This is a genomic window from Kitasatospora sp. NPDC048296, assembly GCF_043201815.1.
Taxonomy (GTDB): domain Bacteria; phylum Actinomycetota; class Actinomycetes; order Streptomycetales; family Streptomycetaceae; genus Kitasatospora.
Map to the genome: position 1 here is coordinate 22,461 of NZ_JBICZB010000011.1, position 18,911 is coordinate 41,371.

15 protein-coding genes are annotated in these 18,911 nt (G+C 72.3%); 8 read left to right on the top strand and 7 right to left on the bottom strand.

Annotated features, from left to right (window positions below):
- Positions 1-73 precede the first annotated feature (73 nt).
- From ACGF12_RS09630 to argF, 3 genes are all read left to right on the top strand, one after another.
- Positions 74-1,732: a 3' terminal RNA ribose 2'-O-methyltransferase Hen1 gene (locus ACGF12_RS09630; RefSeq protein ID WP_393027653.1), complete on the top strand. Its 1,659-nt coding sequence runs from the start codon at positions 74-76 to the stop codon at positions 1,730-1,732.
- Positions 1,729-4,410 carry a polynucleotide kinase-phosphatase gene (locus ACGF12_RS09635; RefSeq protein WP_393027655.1) on the top strand — a complete coding sequence of 894 codons (2,682 nt, stop codon included), beginning with the start codon at positions 1,729-1,731 and terminating at the stop codon, positions 4,408-4,410. Before ACGF12_RS09630 ends, ACGF12_RS09635 begins: the two co-directional genes overlap by 4 nt.
- Positions 4,411-4,569: 159 nt before the next feature.
- Positions 4,570-5,571, top strand: a complete 1,002-nt coding sequence (gene argF / locus ACGF12_RS09640) for an ornithine carbamoyltransferase (protein ID WP_393027657.1) — start codon at positions 4,570-4,572, stop codon at positions 5,569-5,571.
- 37 nt (positions 5,572-5,608) lie between these two features.
- On the opposite strand, the gene ACGF12_RS09645 is transcribed toward argF, so the two are convergent.
- From ACGF12_RS09645 to ACGF12_RS09665, 5 genes are all read right to left on the bottom strand, one after another.
- On the bottom strand, positions 5,609-6,142 hold the full coding sequence (locus ACGF12_RS09645) for a superoxide dismutase family protein (RefSeq protein ID WP_393027659.1): 534 nt from the start codon (positions 6,140-6,142) through the stop codon (positions 5,609-5,611).
- A gap of 136 nt (positions 6,143-6,278) precedes the next feature.
- Entirely contained in the window at positions 6,279-6,686 is a 408-nt protein-coding gene (locus ACGF12_RS09650; RefSeq protein WP_393027661.1) for a type II toxin-antitoxin system VapC family toxin, read from the bottom strand.
- Positions 6,687-6,745: 59 nt separating this feature from the next.
- Positions 6,746-7,801, bottom strand: a complete 1,056-nt coding sequence (locus tag ACGF12_RS09655) for a hypothetical protein (RefSeq protein ID WP_393027663.1) — start codon at positions 7,799-7,801, stop codon at positions 6,746-6,748.
- A 38-nt stretch (positions 7,802-7,839) separates the two neighbouring features.
- On the bottom strand, positions 7,840-8,364 hold the full coding sequence (locus tag ACGF12_RS09660; protein ID WP_393027665.1) for a SigE family RNA polymerase sigma factor: 525 nt from the start codon (positions 8,362-8,364) through the stop codon (positions 7,840-7,842).
- A 114-nt stretch (positions 8,365-8,478) separates the two neighbouring features.
- Positions 8,479-8,826 (bottom strand): hypothetical protein, encoded by a 348-nt coding sequence (locus ACGF12_RS09665; protein WP_393027667.1) that lies wholly within the window; start codon positions 8,824-8,826, stop codon positions 8,479-8,481.
- 30 nt (positions 8,827-8,856) lie between these two features.
- Here ACGF12_RS09665 and ACGF12_RS09670 point away from each other — a divergent pair, with 30 nt between their 5' ends.
- The 3 genes from ACGF12_RS09670 (at position 8,857) to acnA (ending at position 12,901) form a co-directional block, all read left to right on the top strand.
- Complete coding sequence (locus tag ACGF12_RS09670; RefSeq protein WP_393027669.1) at positions 8,857-9,876, top strand: hypothetical protein; 1,020 nt, start codon at positions 8,857-8,859, stop codon at positions 9,874-9,876.
- Positions 9,873-10,031, top strand: a complete 159-nt coding sequence (locus ACGF12_RS09675) for a hypothetical protein (RefSeq protein WP_387619816.1) — start codon at positions 9,873-9,875, stop codon at positions 10,029-10,031. The genes ACGF12_RS09670 and ACGF12_RS09675 overlap by 4 nt, the downstream gene beginning before the upstream one ends.
- A 224-nt stretch (positions 10,032-10,255) precedes the next feature.
- On the top strand, positions 10,256-12,901 hold the full coding sequence (gene acnA, locus ACGF12_RS09680) for an aconitate hydratase AcnA (protein WP_393027671.1): 2,646 nt from the start codon (positions 10,256-10,258) through the stop codon (positions 12,899-12,901).
- Positions 12,902-13,095: 194 nt separating this feature from the next.
- Here the strand turns inward: acnA and pepN are convergent, their stop codons facing one another.
- Positions 13,096-15,660 (bottom strand): aminopeptidase N, encoded by a 2,565-nt coding sequence (pepN, locus tag ACGF12_RS09685; protein WP_393027673.1) that lies wholly within the window; start codon positions 15,658-15,660, stop codon positions 13,096-13,098.
- Positions 15,661-15,895: 235 nt separating this feature from the next.
- Here pepN and ACGF12_RS09690 point away from each other — a divergent pair, with 235 nt between their 5' ends.
- Entirely contained in the window at positions 15,896-16,528 is a 633-nt protein-coding gene (locus tag ACGF12_RS09690; protein WP_393027675.1) for a DsbA family protein, read from the top strand.
- A gap of 67 nt (positions 16,529-16,595) precedes the next feature.
- Here the strand turns inward: ACGF12_RS09690 and ACGF12_RS09695 are convergent, their stop codons facing one another.
- Entirely contained in the window at positions 16,596-18,017 is a 1,422-nt protein-coding gene (locus ACGF12_RS09695; RefSeq protein ID WP_393027677.1) for an amino acid permease, read from the bottom strand.
- A 267-nt stretch (positions 18,018-18,284) separates the two neighbouring features.
- On the opposite strand from ACGF12_RS09695, the gene ACGF12_RS09700 reads away from it, so the two are divergent.
- Positions 18,285-18,884 carry a biotin transporter BioY gene (locus ACGF12_RS09700; RefSeq protein ID WP_393027679.1) on the top strand — a complete coding sequence of 200 codons (600 nt, stop codon included), beginning with the start codon at positions 18,285-18,287 and terminating at the stop codon, positions 18,882-18,884.
- Positions 18,885-18,911 lie beyond the last annotated feature (27 nt).

An 18,911-nucleotide genomic window follows, 5' to 3' on the forward strand; every position in this document is an offset into this window, starting at 1 on the left:
GTCGCAGGTCGGCGGGCCGTGCGGAGGGAAAACCCGGTGCTCGGAGGCCGTGTGCTGGGCAATACTTCGGCGGGTGTTCATGTCGATCTCCACCACCGGCAGCGCCGAGAACCCGGCCACGGATCTCGGGTTCCTGCTGCACAAGCATCCCGGCAAGGTCCAGCGGTTCACGACGTCGCACGGCGAGGCCCACGTCTTCTACCCCGAGGCGGGGGACGAGGTCTGCACGGCGGCGCTGCTGCTGGACATCGACCCGATCGCGCTCGTCCGCAAGGGGCGGGGCGACGGCAGGGGCCGCGGCGGCTCGCCCGACTTCGCCCTCGCGCAGTACGTCAACGACCGCCCGTACGCCGCGTCCTCGCTGCTCGCGGTGGCGCTGCGGACGGTGTTCCGGTCCGCGATGAAGGGCGCCTGCCCGGCCCGCCCCGAACTGCCGGGGCAGGCCCGCCCGCTGCGGATCGAGTTGCCCGCCGTGCCCGCGAACGGCGCGGGCGAGGGCGGCGGCCCGGCCATGGTGGCCCGGCTGTTCGAACCGCTGGGCTGGCGGGTCGAGGCGACGGCGATCCCGCTGGACGAGGCCTTCCCGGAGTGGGGTGAGTCCCGCTACGTGCGGATCGCGCTCTCCTCGGAGTCCGTACGGCTCGCCGACGCGCTCCAGCAGCTGTACGTGCTGCTGCCGGTGCTGGACGGTGCCAAGCACTACTGGGTCGCCCCGGACGAGGTGGACAAGCTGCTCGCCGCCGGCGAGGGCTGGCTGGCCGTCCACCCGGAGCGCGGCCTGATCGCCCGCCGCTACCTGTCCCGGCGCTGGTCGCTGACCCGGGCGGCGATGGAGCGCTTGGAGCTGGCCCGGCTGGCCGAGGCGGACGACCGCGAGGTCGAGGAGATCGACAACGCGGTCGACGACCGGCCGGAGGAGGAGCGCGCCGGGACCACCCAGACCACCGAGACTGCTGAGACCACTGAGACCACTGAGACCGCCGAGAACAGCGGGTACGGCGAGCGGCGGGAGCCCCGGCCGCCCTCCCTCGCCGAGCAGCGCCGCGCCGCGATCCTCGCCGCCCTCGGCGAGACCGGCGCGGCCCGGGTCGCCGACCTCGGATGCGGCCAGGGCGAGCTGATCGGCGAGCTGCTGAAGGACGCCCGGTTCACCGACATCCTCGGCGTGGACGTCTCCGCGCGGGCGCTGCAGGCGGCGAGCCGCAAGCTGCGCCTGGAACGCCTGCCCGAGCGGCAGTCAGCCCGGGTGACGCTGGCGCAGGGCGCGCTGACCTACACCGACGCCCGGCTGAAGGGCTACGACGCGGCGGTGCTGTGTGAGGTGATCGAACACCTGGACCTGCCGCGGCTGCCCGCTCTGGAGTACGCGGTGTTCGGCGCCGCCCGCCCGAAGGCCGTCGTGGTCACCACGCCCAATGTGGAGTACAACATCCGCTGGGAGAGCCTCCCGGCGGGCAGCGTCCGGCACGCGGACCACCGCTTCGAGTGGTCCCGCGCCGAGTTCCGCGCCTGGGCCGAGAAGGTCGCGGCCGCGTACGGCTACACGGTCGAGCTGCGCCCGGTCGGTCCCGAGGACGAGGAGGTCGGCGCCCCGACCCAACTCGCCCTGTTCCGCTCCGGCTCCGGCACCGACCGGACCACCACGGCCGCGAACACCACTACGACCACCACCACGCCGACCGTCACCACGACGACCACCACCATGACGCCCGAAGGAGGCGGACTCCGATGACCAACGACGAAACCGGGAGCACCACCACCCCCCGCCGCCTCCCCGTCACCGACGTCTCCCTGGTCGTCCTGATCGGCACCAGCGGCGCGGGCAAGTCCAGCTTCGCCCGCCGCCACTTCCTGCCCACCCAGGTGGTGTCCTCCGACTTCTGCCGTGGCCTGGTCGCCGACGACGAGAACGATCAGTCGGCCTCCGCCGAGGCCTTCGACCTCCTGCACTACATCGTCGGCAAGCGCCTCGCGGCAGGCCGGCTCACCGTCGTGGACGCCACCAACGTCCAGCCGGAGGCCCGTAAGCAGCTGGTCAGGATCGCCCGCGAGCACGACGTGCTGCCGATCGCGATCGTGCTGGACGTCCCGCCCGGCGTGTGCGCCGAGCGCAACCGCTCCCGCCCGGACCGTCAGCTGGCCGCCCACGTCGTCCCGCGGCAGAACCGCGAGCTGCGCCGTTCGCTGCGCGACCTGGAGCGCGAGGGCTTCCGCAAGGTGCACATCCTGCGTGGTGAGGCCGAGGTGGCGGCCGCCGAGATCGAGCTGGAGAAGCGCTACAACGACCTGCGCCACCTCACCGGCCCGTTCGACATCGTCGGCGACATCCACGGCTGCCGCTCCGAGCTGGAGACCCTGCTCACCCGCCTCGGCTACATCCTCACCCGGGACGCCGAGGGCCGCCCGGTGGACGCCGCCCACCCCGCGGGCCGCACCGCCGTCTTCGTCGGCGACCTGGTCGACCGCGGCCCCGACACCCCGGGCGTGCTGCGCCTGGTGATGGGCATGGTGGCGGCCGGTCACGCGATCTGCGTGCCCGGCAACCACGAGAACAAGCTCGGCCGGGCGATGGACGGCAAGAAGGTCACCGTCTCGCACGGCCTCCAGGAGTCGCTGGACCAGCTGGCCGGGGAGAGCGAGGAGTTCCGGGCCGAGGTACGCGCCTTCATGCGTGGCCTGGTCAGCCACTACCTGCTGGACGGTGGCGCCCTGGTGGTCTGCCACGCCGGTCTGCCGGAGAAGTACCACGGCCGCAACTCCGGCCGGGTCCGCTCGCACGCCCTGTACGGGGAGACCACCGGCGAGACCGACGAGTACGGCCTGCCGGTGCGCTACCCCTGGGCCGAGGAGTACCGGGGCCGGGCGCTGGTGGTCTACGGCCACACCCCGGTGCCGAGCGCGAGCTTCGTCAACAACACCATCTGTCTGGACACCGGCTGCGTCTTCGGCGGCAGCCTGACCGCGCTGCGCTACCCCGAGCGCGAGCTGGTGAGCGTCGAGGCCGAGCAGGAGTGGTACACGCCGGTGCGTCCGCTGCTCACCGACGCGCCGGGCGCCCGCGAGGGCCGTCCGCTGGACCTCGCCGACGTGGCCGGGCGCCGGGCCGTGGAGACCGGCCTGCACGGGCGGGTCGCCGTCCGGGAGGAGAACGCGGCGGCCGCGCTGGAGGTGATGAGCCGCTTCGCGCTGGACCCCAGGCTGCTCACCTACCTGCCGCCGACCATGGCGCCGAGCCCGACCTCCCGCCGGGACGGCTACCTGGAGCACCCGGAAGAGGCCTTCCTCGCCTACCGCGCGGACGGCGTCCGGCACCTGGTCTGCGAGGAGAAGCACATGGGCTCGCGCGCGGTGCTGCTGGTCGCCCGGGACGACGCCGCGCTGGAGCGGCGCTTCGGGGTGGCGGGGCCGGGTGCGATCTGGACCCGGACCGGCCGGGCCTTCCTCAACGACGGGGAGCTGACCGGAGCCGTGCTCGGACGGGTCCGCGAGGCCGCCGAACGCGCCGGGCTGTTCGAGGAGCTGGGCACCGACTGGCTGCTGCTGGACGCCGAGCTGATGCCCTGGTCCCTGAAGGCGGTGGAGCTGCTGCGCCGTCAGTACGCGGCGGTCGGCGCGGCGGCCGGAGCCGCCCTGCCCGAGGTGCTGTCCGCGCTGGAGCGGGCCGCCGGGCGCGGGCTGGACCTCGCGGAGCTGACCGATCGCCAGCGTCGGCGCGCCGCCGACGCGACGGCGTTCACCGAGGCCTACCGGCGCTACTGCTGGCCGACCGAGGGGCTGTCGGGTATCCGCCTCGCTCCGTTCCAGCTGCTGGCCGCCGAGGGGGCGAACCTCGCGGTGCGCCCGCACGACGAGCACCTGGCCTGGATCGACCGCCTGGTGGACGCCGACGAGCGGAACGCCGACGAGCGGAACGCCGACGAGCGGAACGCCGGCGCCGGGAACGCCGACGAGCGGAACGCCGGCGTCGGGAACGCGGCCGGGAAGGAGCCGATGCTGCACCGCACCGGCCGAGTCCTGGTGGACACCGAGGACGAGGCCTCGATGGCCGCCGCCACCGCCTGGTGGGAGGAGCTGACCGGCGCGGGCGGTGAGGGCATGGTGGTCAAGCCGCTGGCCTCGGTGGCGCGGACGGTGCGCGGCGAGGGCCGTCCGGGCGGGCTGGTGCAGCCGGGCGTGAAGGTGCGCGGGCGGGAGTACCTGCGGATCATCTACGGCCCGGACTACATCGTGCACCTGGACCGGCTGCGCCGGCGTTCGCTGGGCCACAAGCGTTCGCTGGCGCTGCGCGAGTACGCGCTGGGCCTGGAGGCGCTGGACCGGCTGGCGGCCGGTGAGCCGCTGTGGCGGGTGCACGAGCCGGTGTTCGCGGTGCTGGCGCTGGAGTCCGAGCCGGTCGATCCGCGCCTGTAGCGGGGGTCGGCAGGTCGGCGGCGAGGACCTCCGGCGCGGCCGGTGAAGGGGGAGTCCGACCCGGGCTCCCCCTTCGTTCACCGTCATTCTGTATAGAAATTCCAACTGTCGTATACACTTGCCGCCTTCCCCGTAGTCCCGTCACCCCAGGAGCCCGGTATGGCCTTCAACCTCCGGAACAGGCACTTCCTCAAGGAGCTCGACTTCACGCCCCAGGAGTTCCGCTTCCTGGTGGACCTCGCCGCCGGGCTCAAGGCGGCCAAGTATGCGGGCACCGAGCAGCCCCGGCTGCGCGGCAAGAACATCGCGCTGATCTTCGAGAAGACCTCCACCCGCACCCGCTGCGCCTTCGAGGTCGCCGCCCACGACCAGGGCGCCACCACCACCTACCTGGACCCGGCCGGCTCGCAGATCGGCCACAAGGAGTCGGTGAAGGACACCGCCCGGGTGCTGGGCCGGATGTTCGACGGGATCGAGTACCGCGGCCACGGCCAGGAGGTCGTCGAGGAGCTGGCCGAGTACGCCGGCGTCCCGGTCTGGAACGGCCTGACCGACGAGTGGCACCCCACCCAGATGCTGGCCGACGTGCTCACCGTCACCGAGCACACCGCCAAGCCGCTCACCGAGGTCGTCCTCGCCTACCTGGGCGACGCCCGCTCCAACATGGGCAACTCGCTGTTGGTGACCGGCGCTCTGCTCGGCATGGACATCCGGATCGTCGCCCCGCGCGCCCTCTGGCCGGCCGAGGACGTACGGAAGGCCGCCCAGCAGCTGGCCGAGGAGACCGGCGCGCGGATCACCCTGACCGAGGACGTGGCCGAGGGCGTGGCCGGCGCCGACTTCCTCTACACCGACGTCTGGGTGTCGATGGGCGAGCCCAAGGAGGTCTGGGCGGAGCGGATCGAGCTGCTCAAGCCGTACCAGGTGTCGATGGACACCGTCCGGGCGACCGGCAACCCGGACGTGAAGTTCCTGCACTGCCTGCCCGCGTTCCACGACCTCGGCACCGTGGTCGGACGGCAGATGTACGAGGCGACCGGCATGACCGAGCTGGAGTGCACCGACGAGCTGTTCGAGTCGGCGCACTCCATCGTGTTCGACCAGGCCGAGAACCGCCTGCACACCATCAAGGCGGTCCTGGTCGCCACCCTGGGCTCCTGAACGAACGGACCGGCCGCCCCCCGGGGGGACCGACCGGCTACTTCTCCAGCCGGACGCAGGCCACCCGGTCGCCCGCCGCGTGCGGCCCGGCCGGGGTGCCCGCGTGCAGCACCAGCGAGCGCGCCTCGCCCGGCCGCGGCTGCCAGTCCACCGCGGCCGAGGCGGTGCCCTCGCCCCGCCCGTCGGTGCGCAGCGCCAGCCGCAGCTCGTTGCGGTCGTTGGCGTACGCCGGGTCGGTGGACGGCTGCACCGGGTCGACCGCGTTCTGGTAGTGCGGCCCGGAGGCGGCCGGGTCCGCCTCGCAGCTGCCGGTGTGCAGGTGCACCGGGAACTCGTGGTCGGGGGCGAGTCCGGCCACCGTCAGGGTGACCACCGTCCGCCCGGGCACCGAGCGGTCGGTGACCACCCGGGCGTGCGAGCCGTACGGCACCAGGTCGTCCGCGTAGCTGATCGCGGCCGGCGGGACGAAGGCGGTCGCCGGGTCGAAGTGCGCTTCCAGGACGGAGACCGGCGAGGCGGCGGGGGCGAGCAGGGCCAGCGGCAGCAGGGCGGCGGCGAACGGAGCGGGCATCGGGACGGGCCTTCCACGGGCGGGGCGACGGTCGCCCTGCTAACGCGGCCGGAGCGCCGAGGACACCCTCGGCCCGCCTAGCGCCTCGCCCCGAGGACACCCGGAGCCCGCCTCGCGCCTCGCCCCGAGGACACCCTCAGTCCGCGTCCCGCCGGATCCCCCGGATCTCGCAGCGCGGCCCGCTGGCCCGCATCAGCCGCAGGTCGGCGGTGACCAGCGGCACGCCGTACTGCTCGGCGACCGCGACGTACGCGGCGTCGTCCGGCGTGAGGTTGTCCTTGAGCTCCCAGATCCGGCCGAGCAGCGGCGCCACCTCGACCTTGCGGATCGTCACCGCCGCGAGCTCCCCGGTGAGTTCGGCGACCCGTTCGGCGGTCAGCTCCTTGGCCAGGTAGAGCCCGCGCAGTGACTGCATCACCTCGATGACGATGTGCTCGGGTGCCAACCACTCGCCGTCGGCGGCGAGTTCGGCCCGGGCGCGGTCTCCGCGCGGGCCCTGGTCGGCGAGCGCCAGCACCAGCGCGGATGCGTCCACCACGATCATCAGTCGGCCCCTGCCTGTTCCTGCACGTCAACTCACCGGCCACCGTACCGGGACGGGCCTCAGCCCTGGTCGGCGGGCTTCGTGACGGGCGTCGCGGTGGGGAGGGGGGACGGCATGTTCCGTTCCGGCGTGTCGTCGTGGAACGGCCGGATCGTCTGCTCGGCCTGCTTCGCCTCCTCCGGCGTGATCCATTCCTGGTAGCCGGTGGCCATGACGGCGGCCTTCAACTGGTCGAGGGTGAGCGGCAACCCGTCCCGGAGCACGACGGGCCCGCCCTGGTAGGTGATCAGTCGTGTGTTGGAGGCGGTGACCGTCACCTTGGTGTTGTCCGGCCGCAGCAGGCTGGCGTTGCGGGAGACGGTGGCGCCGACGGCCCGTTCGGTGAGGACTAGGTGACTGCCGTCCGGGAGGACGCTGCCGGAGCAGGAGCGGAGCTGCCCGGTCGCGTTCAGCTTGTCGCAGCTGAAGTAGTCGTCGTAGCCGATGATGTGCGGATCGGAGCCGGGGCCCACGGGGTGGGAGCCCGGCCGGAACTGCGCGCCGATGCCTCCCTCGACGACGATGCCGACCTCGGCCGGTCCGGTGCCGTCGTCGTAGGTCAGACGGGCCCGGACCATTACGTCCTTCCGCTCGGGGCCGGTCCAGCCCACCGTCTGGGAGTGGCCGGCGTAGCCCGACGTCCGACCGTTCGCCGGCAGCGCCCGGGACAGGGTGAGCAGTGTGGCGTGGCCGGTCAGGCCGACCTTGCCCGCGTTGGGGCCGTTGCCCGGAATCGGTTGTTCGGCGCCGTCGTCCGACTCCTGGACCGGCTGGGGGTCCTTCTTGTCGGGAGTCGCCGCGGCCGACGACGGCGATGGCGAAGCCGATGGCGATGCCGAGGCAGCGGCCACGGTGGCAGAAGCGCCTCCGCCCGCCCGCAGGGCGACCGAGCCGCCGACGGCCAGCGCGGCCACCGCCGTCACGGCGGTGGCGACCGTCAGCCGGCGGCGGCGCCGGATCGAGCGGCCCTGTGCGGCCGCGCCGGCGACCAGCGGGCCCAGGTCCAGGCCGACGCCGTCCATCGCCTGTTCGAAGGTGGTGGACAGCTTCCGGCCGTCCGCGTCCGGTTCGTTCATGGTCGGGTTCCTTTCAGACACCTGGTGGGGGAGACGCCTCAGGAGCGGGTGAGCTGCTCGGCCGCGTCCGGGCCGAGGACCGTGCGCAGCCGGCCGAGGGCGCGCAGGGCCTGGCTGCGCACCGCCCCGGGGCTCAGGCCGAGTTCGGTGGCGGTCTCCTCGACGCTGCGGTCCTCCCAGTAGCGCAGGACGAGTACGGCCCGGTCCCGGGGCGGGAGTTCGGCGAGGGCGGTGAGCAGGGTGACGCGCAGCGCCGGGTCGCCCTCGGGACAGACGCCCTCCGGCAGTTCGCCGAGGGCGGGTCGTTCGCCGGTGCGGCGCAGCCGGCGGTGGGAGAGGTAGGAGCGGACGAGTGTGCTGCGGGCGTACGCGTCCTGGTTCTCGGCCCGGCGGACCTTGGACCAGGAGGCGTAGAGCTTGGCCAGGGTGACCTGGGTGAGGTCCTCGGCGAGGTGCCAGTCGCCGCAGAGCAGTACGGCGGTGCGGAAGAGTCGCTGCCCCCGGCTGTGCGCGAAGCTCTCGAACTCCGCGCTCTCCTCGGCCCGTCGCGTCTTCCTGATCACTGCTGTCCCCTCGAACCCCGTGACGTGGTGGGCTCCGCACCATCTGCGCACGGCGCGCCCTCTGCGCACGGTTAGACGCCCGAGCCCGGAGACCGCGTTACGGGCCGTCGGCGGTCAGGTCCCGAGCAGCAGCCCCGCCAGCAGCGAAGCCGCGTTGGCGGTGAGGGAGGCGATCCAGGGCAGCGGGTCGCGCGGGCGCAGTCCGGTGATCGGGCACAGCAGCAGCGCCTCGACCACGACGACCGACGTCTCGCTGAGCGTGAAGCCCGTCCAGTACGCTGCGGCGGGTCCGTCGGTCCAGTGCCGGAGGGTCCACCAGAGCAGCGGATGCGTCACCAGGTTGACCAGCACGCCGGCCGCGGCGGCCCGCGCCGGGCGCACCCGCCCGATCCGGGTGAGGGCAGCGGTGTAGACGGGTGTCTCGGTCAGCAGGGTGAGGGCGAGGGCCACCGGGTAGCGCACGGCGGGGATCGTGCCACGGGGAGGGGGAGCATGGCGACCACGGGGATCCGAGCGGGCGCCGGAGTCGGCGCCTGGCCCGCGCCCGGCCCGACGGCCAGGCTGTCCGCCGCGCCGTTCGCGGGCTTCGCACTGTCGGCCGTCCTGGCGCTGGCGCTGGCCCTGCGCGCGCCGACCGGTCTGGCGGTGCTGGGGCTGGCCGCCTTCGGTCTGCTGCACAACGTGCTGGAGCTGCGCTACGTGGCCGGCCGCTTCGCCGCGGTGCTGGCCGGTCCGCTGCTGAGGCTGCTGCTGGCGCTGGTGACCGGGATCGTGGTGTGCCGTCTGCTGCCGCCCTCCCGGCTGTCCCAGTCGGCGGAGATCCTGCTCGCCTACGGCCTGTTGGCGGCGGCCTGCCGGTACGGGCTGCGCGGCCGGCCGCGGCTGCTGGTGGTGAGCGCCGTCGGCCTGGCGGGTGCGGGCGCCGCCTCGCTGGCCTTCCCGGCGTACCACTTCGTGGTGCTGGCACATCTGCACAACGTGGTGCCGCTGCTGTTCCTGGCCGAGTGGTCGCGCCGGCTGGCGCGGGGGCGCGCGGCGTTCCTGGCGCTGCAGTTCGGTTGGGTGCTGCTGGTTCCGGCGCTGCTGCTGAGCGGGCTGTTGGACGGAGTGCTGTCCCAGCGCCCCGGCGGCTGGACGGACAGGTTGGCCGCCGCCTACACCCCGCCGGCCTGGCTGAGCCCGGAGGGCGGCCTGCGGTTCCTGGCGGTGTTCGCCTTCCTGCAGACGATGCACTACGTGGTCTGGGTGTGGTTCCTGCCGCGGTACGCGCCTGAGGCGGCGGAGCGCTTCGAAGCCCGGGTGCCGTCCTTGCGCGGGGTGCGGGCCTGGGCGCTGGGGGCGGGCGCGGGCGCGCTGCTGGCCCTGTTGTTCGCCGTGGATTACGCCCAGGGTCGCTCGGTGTACGCGGCGCTGGCCAGTTACCACGCCTATCTGGAGTTCCCGGTGCTGCTGATGCTGGTCCTGGGCCTGGGCACGGACCGGGTGGATGAGAAGGAGAAGGAGAAGGAATGAGCACGACGACCCTGCTGGCGGACATCGCCCCCTCGCCGACCGGCGGCTCGGGTGGTGAGCTGGTGGTGGTGCTGTTGGTGGCCGCCGCCGTCGTGGCGGGAGCGGTCTGGCTGATCCGGCTGGAGCGCAAGCGTCGCGGCCCGGACGGCCGCTGACCTGCGCCGTCGCGCCCCGGGGCATGCCTGCGGTGGTGATGGCGGCGGCATGCACTATGGTTTATCTCGACATCGAGATAACTGCCCCTTACGATATATCTCGACATCAAGATACTTGCCGAGAGGCGCTCACCGGCGATGCGGGCAAGGTCAACCTAAGTAAGGCTGACCTTACCACCGCGTGACGGCCGGATTAAGCACGAAGCACCCAGAAGGAGTCAGTCGTGTCCGCGAACAGCTTCGACGCCCGCAGCTCGCTGCAGGTGGGCGACGAGTCGTACGAGATCTTCAAGCTCTCCGCCGTCGAGGGTTCCGAGCGGCTGCCCTACAGCCTCAAGGTGCTGCTGGAGAACCTGCTCCGCACGGAGGACGGCGCGAACATCACCGCCGACCACATCCGCGCCCTCGGCAACTGGGACGCCGACGCCCAGCCGAGCCAGGAGATCCAGTTCACCCCGGCCCGCGTGATCATGCAGGACTTCACCGGTGTGCCGTGCGTGGTCGACCTCGCCACCATGCGTGAGGCCGTCAAGGAGCTGGGCGGCGACCCGGACAAGATCAACCCGCTGGCCCCGGCCGAGCTGGTCATCGACCACTCCGTCATCGCCGACAAGTTCGGCACCAAGGACGCGTTCACCCAGAACGTCGAGATCGAGTACGGCCGCAACAAGGAGCGCTACCAGTTCCTGCGCTGGGGCCAGACCGCCTTCGACGAGTTCAAGGTCGTCCCGCCGGGCACCGGCATCGTCCACCAGGTGAACATCGAGCACCTGGCCCGCACCGTCATGGTCCGCGGCGGCCAGGCCTACCCGGACACCTGCGTCGGCACCGACTCGCACACCACCATGGTCAACGGCCTGGGCGTGCTGGGCTGGGGCGTCGGCGGCATCGAGGCCGAGGCCGCGATGCTGGGCCAGCCGGTCTCCATGCTGATCCCGCGCGTGGTCGGCTTCAAGCTGACCGGCCAGCTGCCGGCCGGCACCACCGCCACCGACCTGGTGCTCACCATCACCGAGATGCTGCGCAAGCACGGTGTGGTCGGCAAGTTCGTCGAGTTCTACGGCGACGGCATCGGCGCCATCCCGCTGGCCAACCGCGCCACCATCGGCAACATGTCGCCGGAGTTCGGCTCGACCTGCGCGATCTTCCCGATCGACACCGAGACCGTCAACTACCTGAAGCTCACCGGCCGCGACGAGCAGCAGCTCGCCCTGGTCGAGGCGTACGCCAAGGAGCAGGGCCTCTGGCACGACCCGTCGGTCGAGCCGGTCTACTCCGAGTACCTGGAGCTGGACGTCTCCACCGTCGTCCCGTCGATCTCCGGCCCGAAGCGCCCGCAGGACCGCGTGATCCTGGCCGAGGCCGCCCAGAAGTTCGCCGAGACGCTGCCGACCTACTCCGCCGAGGCCTCCAAGCCGACCGCCGTCACCGCCCCCGACGGCTCGACCTACGAGATCGACAACGGCGCGGTCGTGATCGCCTCGATCACCTCCTGCACCAACACCTCCAACCCCTCCGTCATGCTGGGCGCCGCCCTGCTGGCGAAGAAGGCCGTGGAGCGGGGCCTGCAGGTCAAGCCCTGGGTCAAGACCACCCTGGCGCCGGGCTCCAAGGTCGTCATGGACTACTACGAGAAGGCCGGCCTGCTCCCGTACATGGAGAAGCTGGGCTTCAACCTGGTCGGCTACGGCTGCGTCACCTGCATCGGCAACTCGGGCCCGCTGCCCGAGGAGGTCTCTGCCGCCGTCAACGAGTCCGACCTCGCGGTCGTCTCGGTGCTCTCCGGCAACCGCAACTTCGAGGGCCGGATCAACCCCGACGTCAAGATGAACTACCTGGCCTCCCCGCCGCTGGTGGTCGCCTACGCCCTCGCCGGCAACATGAACGTCGACATCACCAAGGACGCCCTGGGCAAGGACGCCGACGGCAACGACGTCTTCCTCTCCGACATCTGGCCGTCGGAGCAGGAGGTCGCCGCCGTCGTCGCCGGCTCCATCGACCAGGACATGTTCGACAAGGGCTACCAGGACGTCTTCGCCGGTGACTACCGCTGGCAGTCGCTCCCGGTCCCGACCGGCAACACCTTCGAGTGGGACGCCGAGTCCACCTACGTCCGCAAGCCCCCGTACTTCGAGGGCATGGCCAAGACCCCGAGCCCGGTGACCGACATCGCCGGTGCCCGCGTCCTGGCCAAGCTGGGCGACTCGGTCACCACCGACCACATCTCCCCGGCCGGCAACATCAAGCCGGGCACCCCGGCGGCGCAGTACCTGACCGCCAACGGTGTCGAGAAGCGTGACTTCAACTCCTACGGCTCGCGCCGTGGCAACCACGAGGTCATGATCCGCGGCACCTTCGCCAACATCCGTCTGCGCAACCAGATCGCGCCGGGCACCGAGGGCGGCTACACCCGCGACTTCACCCAGGCCGACGGCCCGGTGTCGTTCATCTACGACGCCTCGCAGAACTACCAGGCCGCCGGCACCCCGCTGGTCGTCCTGGCCGGCAAGGAGTACGGCTCCGGCTCGTCCCGCGACTGGGCCGCCAAGGGCACCGCGCTGCTCGGTGTCAAGGCCGTCATCGCCGAGTCCTACGAGCGCATCCACCGCTCGAACCTGATCGGCATGGGCGTCCTGCCGCTGCAGTTCCCGGAGGGCGAGAACGCCGACTCCCTCGGCCTGACCGGCGAGGAGACCTTCTCCATCACCGGCGTGACCGAGCTCAACGAGGGCCGCACCCCCAAGACCGTCAAGGTCAAGGCCGGTGACAAGGAGTTCGACGCGGTCGTCCGCATCGACACCCCCGGTGAGGCGGACTACTACCGCAACGGCGGCATCCTGCAGTACGTGCTGCGCTCGCTCATCGGCTGATCGGGCACAGCGACTGAGCCCGAGCGCCTCAGGGAGGCCGGACCGCACCCCGCGGTCCGGCCTCTTCGCGCTCTCCCCGCCTGCGAAGAGGCCGGCGACGCGGACCGAGCGGAGCCGACCGAGCGGAGCCGACGCCGCCGTGGTCCACGCCGAAGGGCCCGCCCGAGCACGGCGGGCCCTTCGGCACTCGTGGATCAGGCGCGGTCGCAGGCCTGCGCCCGCAGCGCGCGGGCCAGGTCGTCCCGGCGCTCCAGCACCAGGCGGCGCAGCGCCGGCGCCGCCTTCGGGTGGCCGGACAGCCAGGCGTCGGCCTCGGCCAGGGTCTGCTCGTCGGTCTGGGCGATCGGGAAGAAGCCGCCGACGATCCGCATCGCGATCTCGATGGTCCGCTCGGCCCAGGCCTTCTCCAGCAGCTTGAAGTACGGCGCCGCGTAGAGGACGGTCAGGTCGCGCTGGGCCGGGATCGAGAAGCCCGCCGTGTTGGCCTCGACCAGGGCGCTCGGCAGCTCGTCCGAGTCGAGCACGGCCGACCAGGCGGCGGCCTTGGCCTCCGGGGTGGGCCGGGCGGCCAGGCACTGGGTGTACTGGCGCTTGCCGCCCGCGGTGTTGTCGGCGGCCAGCTCCTCGGCGAGCTCCTCGTCGGCGGCCTGCCCGGCGGCGGCCAGCGCCAGCCACAGCGACCAGCGCAGCTCCTGGTCGACCTCCAGCCCGTCGATCCGGGCGCTGCCGGTCAGCAGGCCGCGGACCAGGCCGAGGTGCTCGGCGCCGCCCGCGGTCTGGGCCAGGAAGCGGGCCCAGGCCAGCTGGTGGTCGCTGCCGGGGACGGCCTCGCGCAGCTCGCGCAGGGCGCCGTCGGCGAGCTGCCGGGCACCCTCGGCGCGCCACTCGGGGGCGGCGTACAGGTCGACGGCGGTCTTGGCCTGGGCGTGCAGCGACTGCAGCACGCCGATGTTGCCCTCCTGGCCGGCGAAGCGCAGCACCAGGGCGACGTAGTCGCGGGCCGGCATCAGGCCGTCGCGGGTGAGGTTCCAGACGGCGGACCAGGCGAGCGCGCGGGCCAGCTCGTCGCGGATGTCGCCGAGGCCGGTGCGCAGGGCCTCCAGCGACTCGGAGTCGAAGCGGATCTTGCAGTAGGTCAGGTCCTCGTCGTTGAGCAGGACCAGGGCCGGGCGCGGGCGGCCGGCCGCCTCGGCGACGACCGTACGGGCGCCGGTGACGTCCAGCTCGATCCGCTCGGTGCGCACCAGGGCGCCGTCGGCGTCCCGGTCGTACAGGCCGACCGCGATCCGGTGCGGGCGCAGCACCTCGCCGTCCTGGAGCACGGCCAGCTCGGTGATCCGGCCCTCGGCGTCGGTGGTGACCTGCGGGGTGAGCGCGTTGACCCCGGCGGTCTGCAGCCAGGCGGCGGCCCAGCTCTTCAGGTCGCGCCCGCTGGTCTCCTCCAGCACGCCCAGCAGGTCGGCCAGTTCGGTGTTGCCGAAGGCGTGCCGCTTGAAGTAGCGGCGGGCGCCCTCGAAGAAGGCCTTCGAACCGACGTACGCGACCAGCTGCTTGAGGACGGAGGCGCCCTTGGCGTAGGTGATGCCGTCGAAGTTGAGCTTGGCGTCCTCCAGATCGCGGATGTCGGCGGTGATCGGGTGGGTGGTGGGGAACTGGTCCTGCCGGTAGGCCCAGGCCTTGCGCTGGTTGGCGAAGGTGACCCAGGCGGAGGAGTACCGGGTGCGGGCGCCGATCAGGCCGTAGGAGCCCATGAAGTCGGCGAAGGACTCCTTCAGCCACAGGTCGTCCCACCAGCGCGGGGTGACCAGGTCGCCGAACCACATGTGCGCCATCTCGTGCAGGACGACGTTGGCGCGGGCCTCGTAGGCGGCGTCGGTGACCTTCGAGCGGAAGACGAACTCCTCCTTGAAGGTCACGCAGCCCGGGTTCTCCATCGCGCCGATGTTGTACTCGGGGACAAAGGCCTGGTCGTACTTGCCGAAGGGGTACGGGAAGTCGAACTCCTCGTGGAAGAAGTCGAGTCCGAGCTTGGTGACGCCGAGGATCTCCTCCGCGTCGAAGTACGGCGCGAGCGACTTGCGGCACATCGCGGAGAGCGGGATCTCCAGGGTGGTGCCGTCGGCGAGTTCGCGGCTGTAGTGGTCGCGGGCGACGTGGTACGGGCCGGCCACCACGGCGGTGAGGTAGGTGGAGATCGGCTTGGTCGGCGCGAACTCCCAGGTGCGGGCGGCGCCTTCCTCGGTCACGCTCTCGTGCACGGCGTTGGACCACACGTCCCAGGCGGCCGGGGCGGTCACCGTGAAGCTGAACGGGGCCTTCAGGTCGGGCTGTTCGAAGTTCGCGAACACCCGGCGGGCGTCGGCCGGCTCGTAGTGGGTGTAGAGGTAGGTCTCGCCGTCCGCCGGGTCGACGAAGCGGTGCAGGCCCTCGCCGGTGCGGCTGTAGGCGCAGTCGGCCTCGACGGTGAGGACGTTCTCCGCGGCCAGGCCGTCGACGTGCACCCGGGCGCCGTCGTAGGCGGTCGCCGGGTCCAGGGCGCGGCCGTTGAGGGTGATCGAGCGGACGGCCGGGGCGAGCAGGTCGAGGAAGGTGGCGGCGCCGGGCTGGGAGCAGCGGAAGGCGACGGTGGTGGTGGAGCGGAAGGTGGCGGCGGCCGGGTCGGGGGCCGAGGTCACGTCCAGCCGGACCCGGTAGCCGTCCACGGCCAGGATGCCGGCTCGCTGCTGTGCTTCGTCGCGGCTCAGGTTCTTGCCCGGCACGGCGGTACTCCTTTGTCCGGCTCGCACGGTGGTGCGTCTGTGGATGTCCCGTGCGCGGTGTGCGCCGCGCGCGCAGGGGCATCCTTTCACGCTCGCACTGGCCGGTACCATTGCACAGGCCGTCGGGTCGGGGCCGGAATCACCGGCGCCGGAGGGGTGTTGGGGCTGGGTGGGGCCCCGTTGTCATGGATGGGGGCCCCGCCGCCTCGGATCACCGCACGAAGGACGAGACCCAGTGACGACTGCCGCTGAGCGCAAGACCGCCGATTTCTGGTTCGACCCGGCCTGCCCGTGGGCGTGGATGACGTCCCGCTGGCTGATCGAGGTCCAGCAGCTGCGCCCGGTCGACGTGAACTGGCACGTGATGAGCCTGTCGGTGCTCAACGAGCACCGCGACCTGCCGCAGGAGTACCGCCAGCTGCTGGACAACGCCTGGGGCGCGGTGCGGGTCTGCATCGCGGCCGCCCAGCAGCACGGCGAGGAGGTACTGGGCCGGCTCTACACCGAGCTGGGCCTGCGCTTCCACAACCAGGGCCTGCCGCAGAACCGGGAGACCGTCCAGGCCGCGCTGGTGGCCGCCGGCCTGCCCGCCGAGCTGGCGGACGCGGCCGACACCGACGCGTACGACGAGGCCCTGCGCGCCTCGCACAAGGAGGGCATCACCCTGGTCGGCGAGGACGTCGGCACCCCGGTGATCGCGGTCGAGGGCGCGGACGGCGAGCGGGTGGCCTTCTTCGGCCCGGTCGTCACCCCGGCCCCGAAGGGCGAGGCCGCGGCCCGGCTCTGGGACGGCACCCTGCTGGTGGCCTCCACCCCGGGCTTCTACGAGATCAAGCGCACCCGTACGGCGGGCCCGTCCTTCGAGTAGGTCCGTCCGGCACGCGGAAGGGCCAGGTACCAAGGCTTGGTACCTGGCCCTTCCGGGTGTCCGGGGATCAGCGCGCGGCCGCGTCCCGGCGCTGCTTGAGCAGGCCGGCTGCGCTCAGCAGTGCGACCAGCACCCCGGCCGCGTACAGCTGCTGGCGGTCGCCCTCGGTGGTGGTCATCAGCGCGAGGATGCCGACCACGGCGGCCATCGCGATCCACGTCAGGTACGGGTAGCCCCACATCTTCACGGTGAGCAGCTCGGGCGCCTCGCGCTCCAGCCGGCGGCGCATCCGCAGCTGGACGATGCAGATGAACAGCCAGACCACCAGGATCGCCACGCCGGTGGTGTTCATCAGCCAGGTGAACACGGTGGCAGGCCAGAACTTGGCGGCCAGCACGGCGCCGAAGCCGAACAGGCAGGAGGCCAGCACAGCCCGGCGGGGCACCCCGCCGCTGACCTTGGCCAGTGCCTTGGGGCCCTGGCCGCGGCCGACCAGCGAGTACGCCATCCGGGAGGCGCCGTAGATGTTGGCGTTCATGGCGGACAGCAGCGCGATCAGCACCACCGCCTCCATGATCGTCCCGGCCGCGGGCACCCCGAGGTGGCGCAGCACCGTGACGTAGGGGCCGTCGGCGACGACCGCCGGGTCCTTCCAGGAGACCAGGGCGACCACCAGGGCCATCGAGCCGATGTAGAAGATCGCGATCCGCCACACCGCCGTGCGCACCGCGTTGGCGACGTTCTTCTTGGGGTCGTCGGACTCGGCCGCGGCGATGGTCACCGTCTCCAGGCCGCCGTAGGCGAACACCGAGGCGAGCAGGCCGACGATCAGCCCGCTGACGCCGTTGGGCAGGAAGCCGCCGTGTCCGGTGAGGTTGCTCGTGCCGGGGGCGCCGGGGCCGATCACCCCGGCGACGCCGAGCGCGCCGAGGACCAGGAAGGCGGCGATCGCGGCGACCTTGATGGTGGCGAACCAGAACTCGAACTCGCCGAAGTTCTTCACCGCGGTCAGGTTGCTGACGCAGAAGAAGACCATGAACAGGCCGACCCAGACCCAGGCGGAGACACCGGGAATCCAGCCGTTGACGATCTTCCCGGCCGCGGTGGCCTCGGCGGCGACGCCGCAGCAGAGCATCACCCAGTACATCCAGCCGGCCGTGATCCCGGCCCAGGAGCCGATCTCCTTCTCGGCGTGCACCGAGAACGAGCCGGAGGCCGGACGGGCGGCGGACATCTCCCCGAGCATCCGCATGATCAGCATGACCAGCAGGCCGGAGAGGGTGAAGGCGAGGATGATCGCCGGACCGGCGGCCGCGATACCGGCGCCCGAGCCGACGAACAGGCCGGCGCCGATGACGCCACCGAGGGCGATCATCGACAGGTGGCGCTGCTTGAGCCCGTGGCTGAGCTGCTGGCCGGACGCCGGGCCGGAGTCCGGCTGGGCGGCGTCGGTGGTCCCGGACGCCGTGGGCGTGGAGGTGGGGGCCATAGGGGTGGATCCAGACTGTGCGGAATGCGGCATGAGCTGTCCAATATCCGGGGACCCCTCCGGTCATGCCAAGAATGTCCGCTTCCGGCCCACCATGCGGACCGGGCCGCACCCCGGCGTGATCAACCGATCACGGACCGTCGTTTCGGGTCGGTTCCGACAACGCCCGAGGGCGGGGCTTTGTCCGAAACCGTGGCGGCGGCGCAGTGGATCACCGCGTAGGTTCACAGGTGTTCACTCACCTGGACCCGTACGGAGGATCCCCCGATGGCCACTGCCACCACCCCGATAGCGCGCCGCGCCGTCCTCGCCGACCTGCTGCCCGCCGCCTCCACCCGCCTCGGCGCGCAGGCCCGTGACCTCGCCCTGGTGGTCGGCGGCGCCGCGCTGACCGGTGTGGCCGCCCAGCTGTCGGTCAACGTCCCCGGCTCGCCGGTGCCGGTCACCGGCCAGACCTTCGCCGCCCTGCTGGTCGGCACCGCGCTCGGCGCCCGCCGCGGCGTCGCCTCGCTCGCCCTCTACCTGCTGGCCGGCATGGCGGGCATGCCCTGGTTCGCCGAGGGCGCCTCCGGCTGGGCCATGCCCTCCTTCGGCTACGTGCTCGGCTTCGTCCTGGCCGCCGCCCTGACCGGCGCGCTGGCCCGCCGCGGCGCCGACCGCACCCCGGTGAACACCGCCGTCACCATGGTTCTCGGCAGCCTCGCCATCTACGCGGTCGGCGTCCCGTACCTGGCCTTCACCCTGCACGTGTCGCTCGCCCGCGCCGCCGAGCTCGGCCTCTACCCGTACCTGGTCGGCGACGCGCTCAAGGCGGCCTTCGCCGCCGGCGCCCTGCCGCTGGCCTGGAAGCTGCTCGGCAAGCGCTGACGCCCCCGTTGTCGGGCCCGGGCGCTC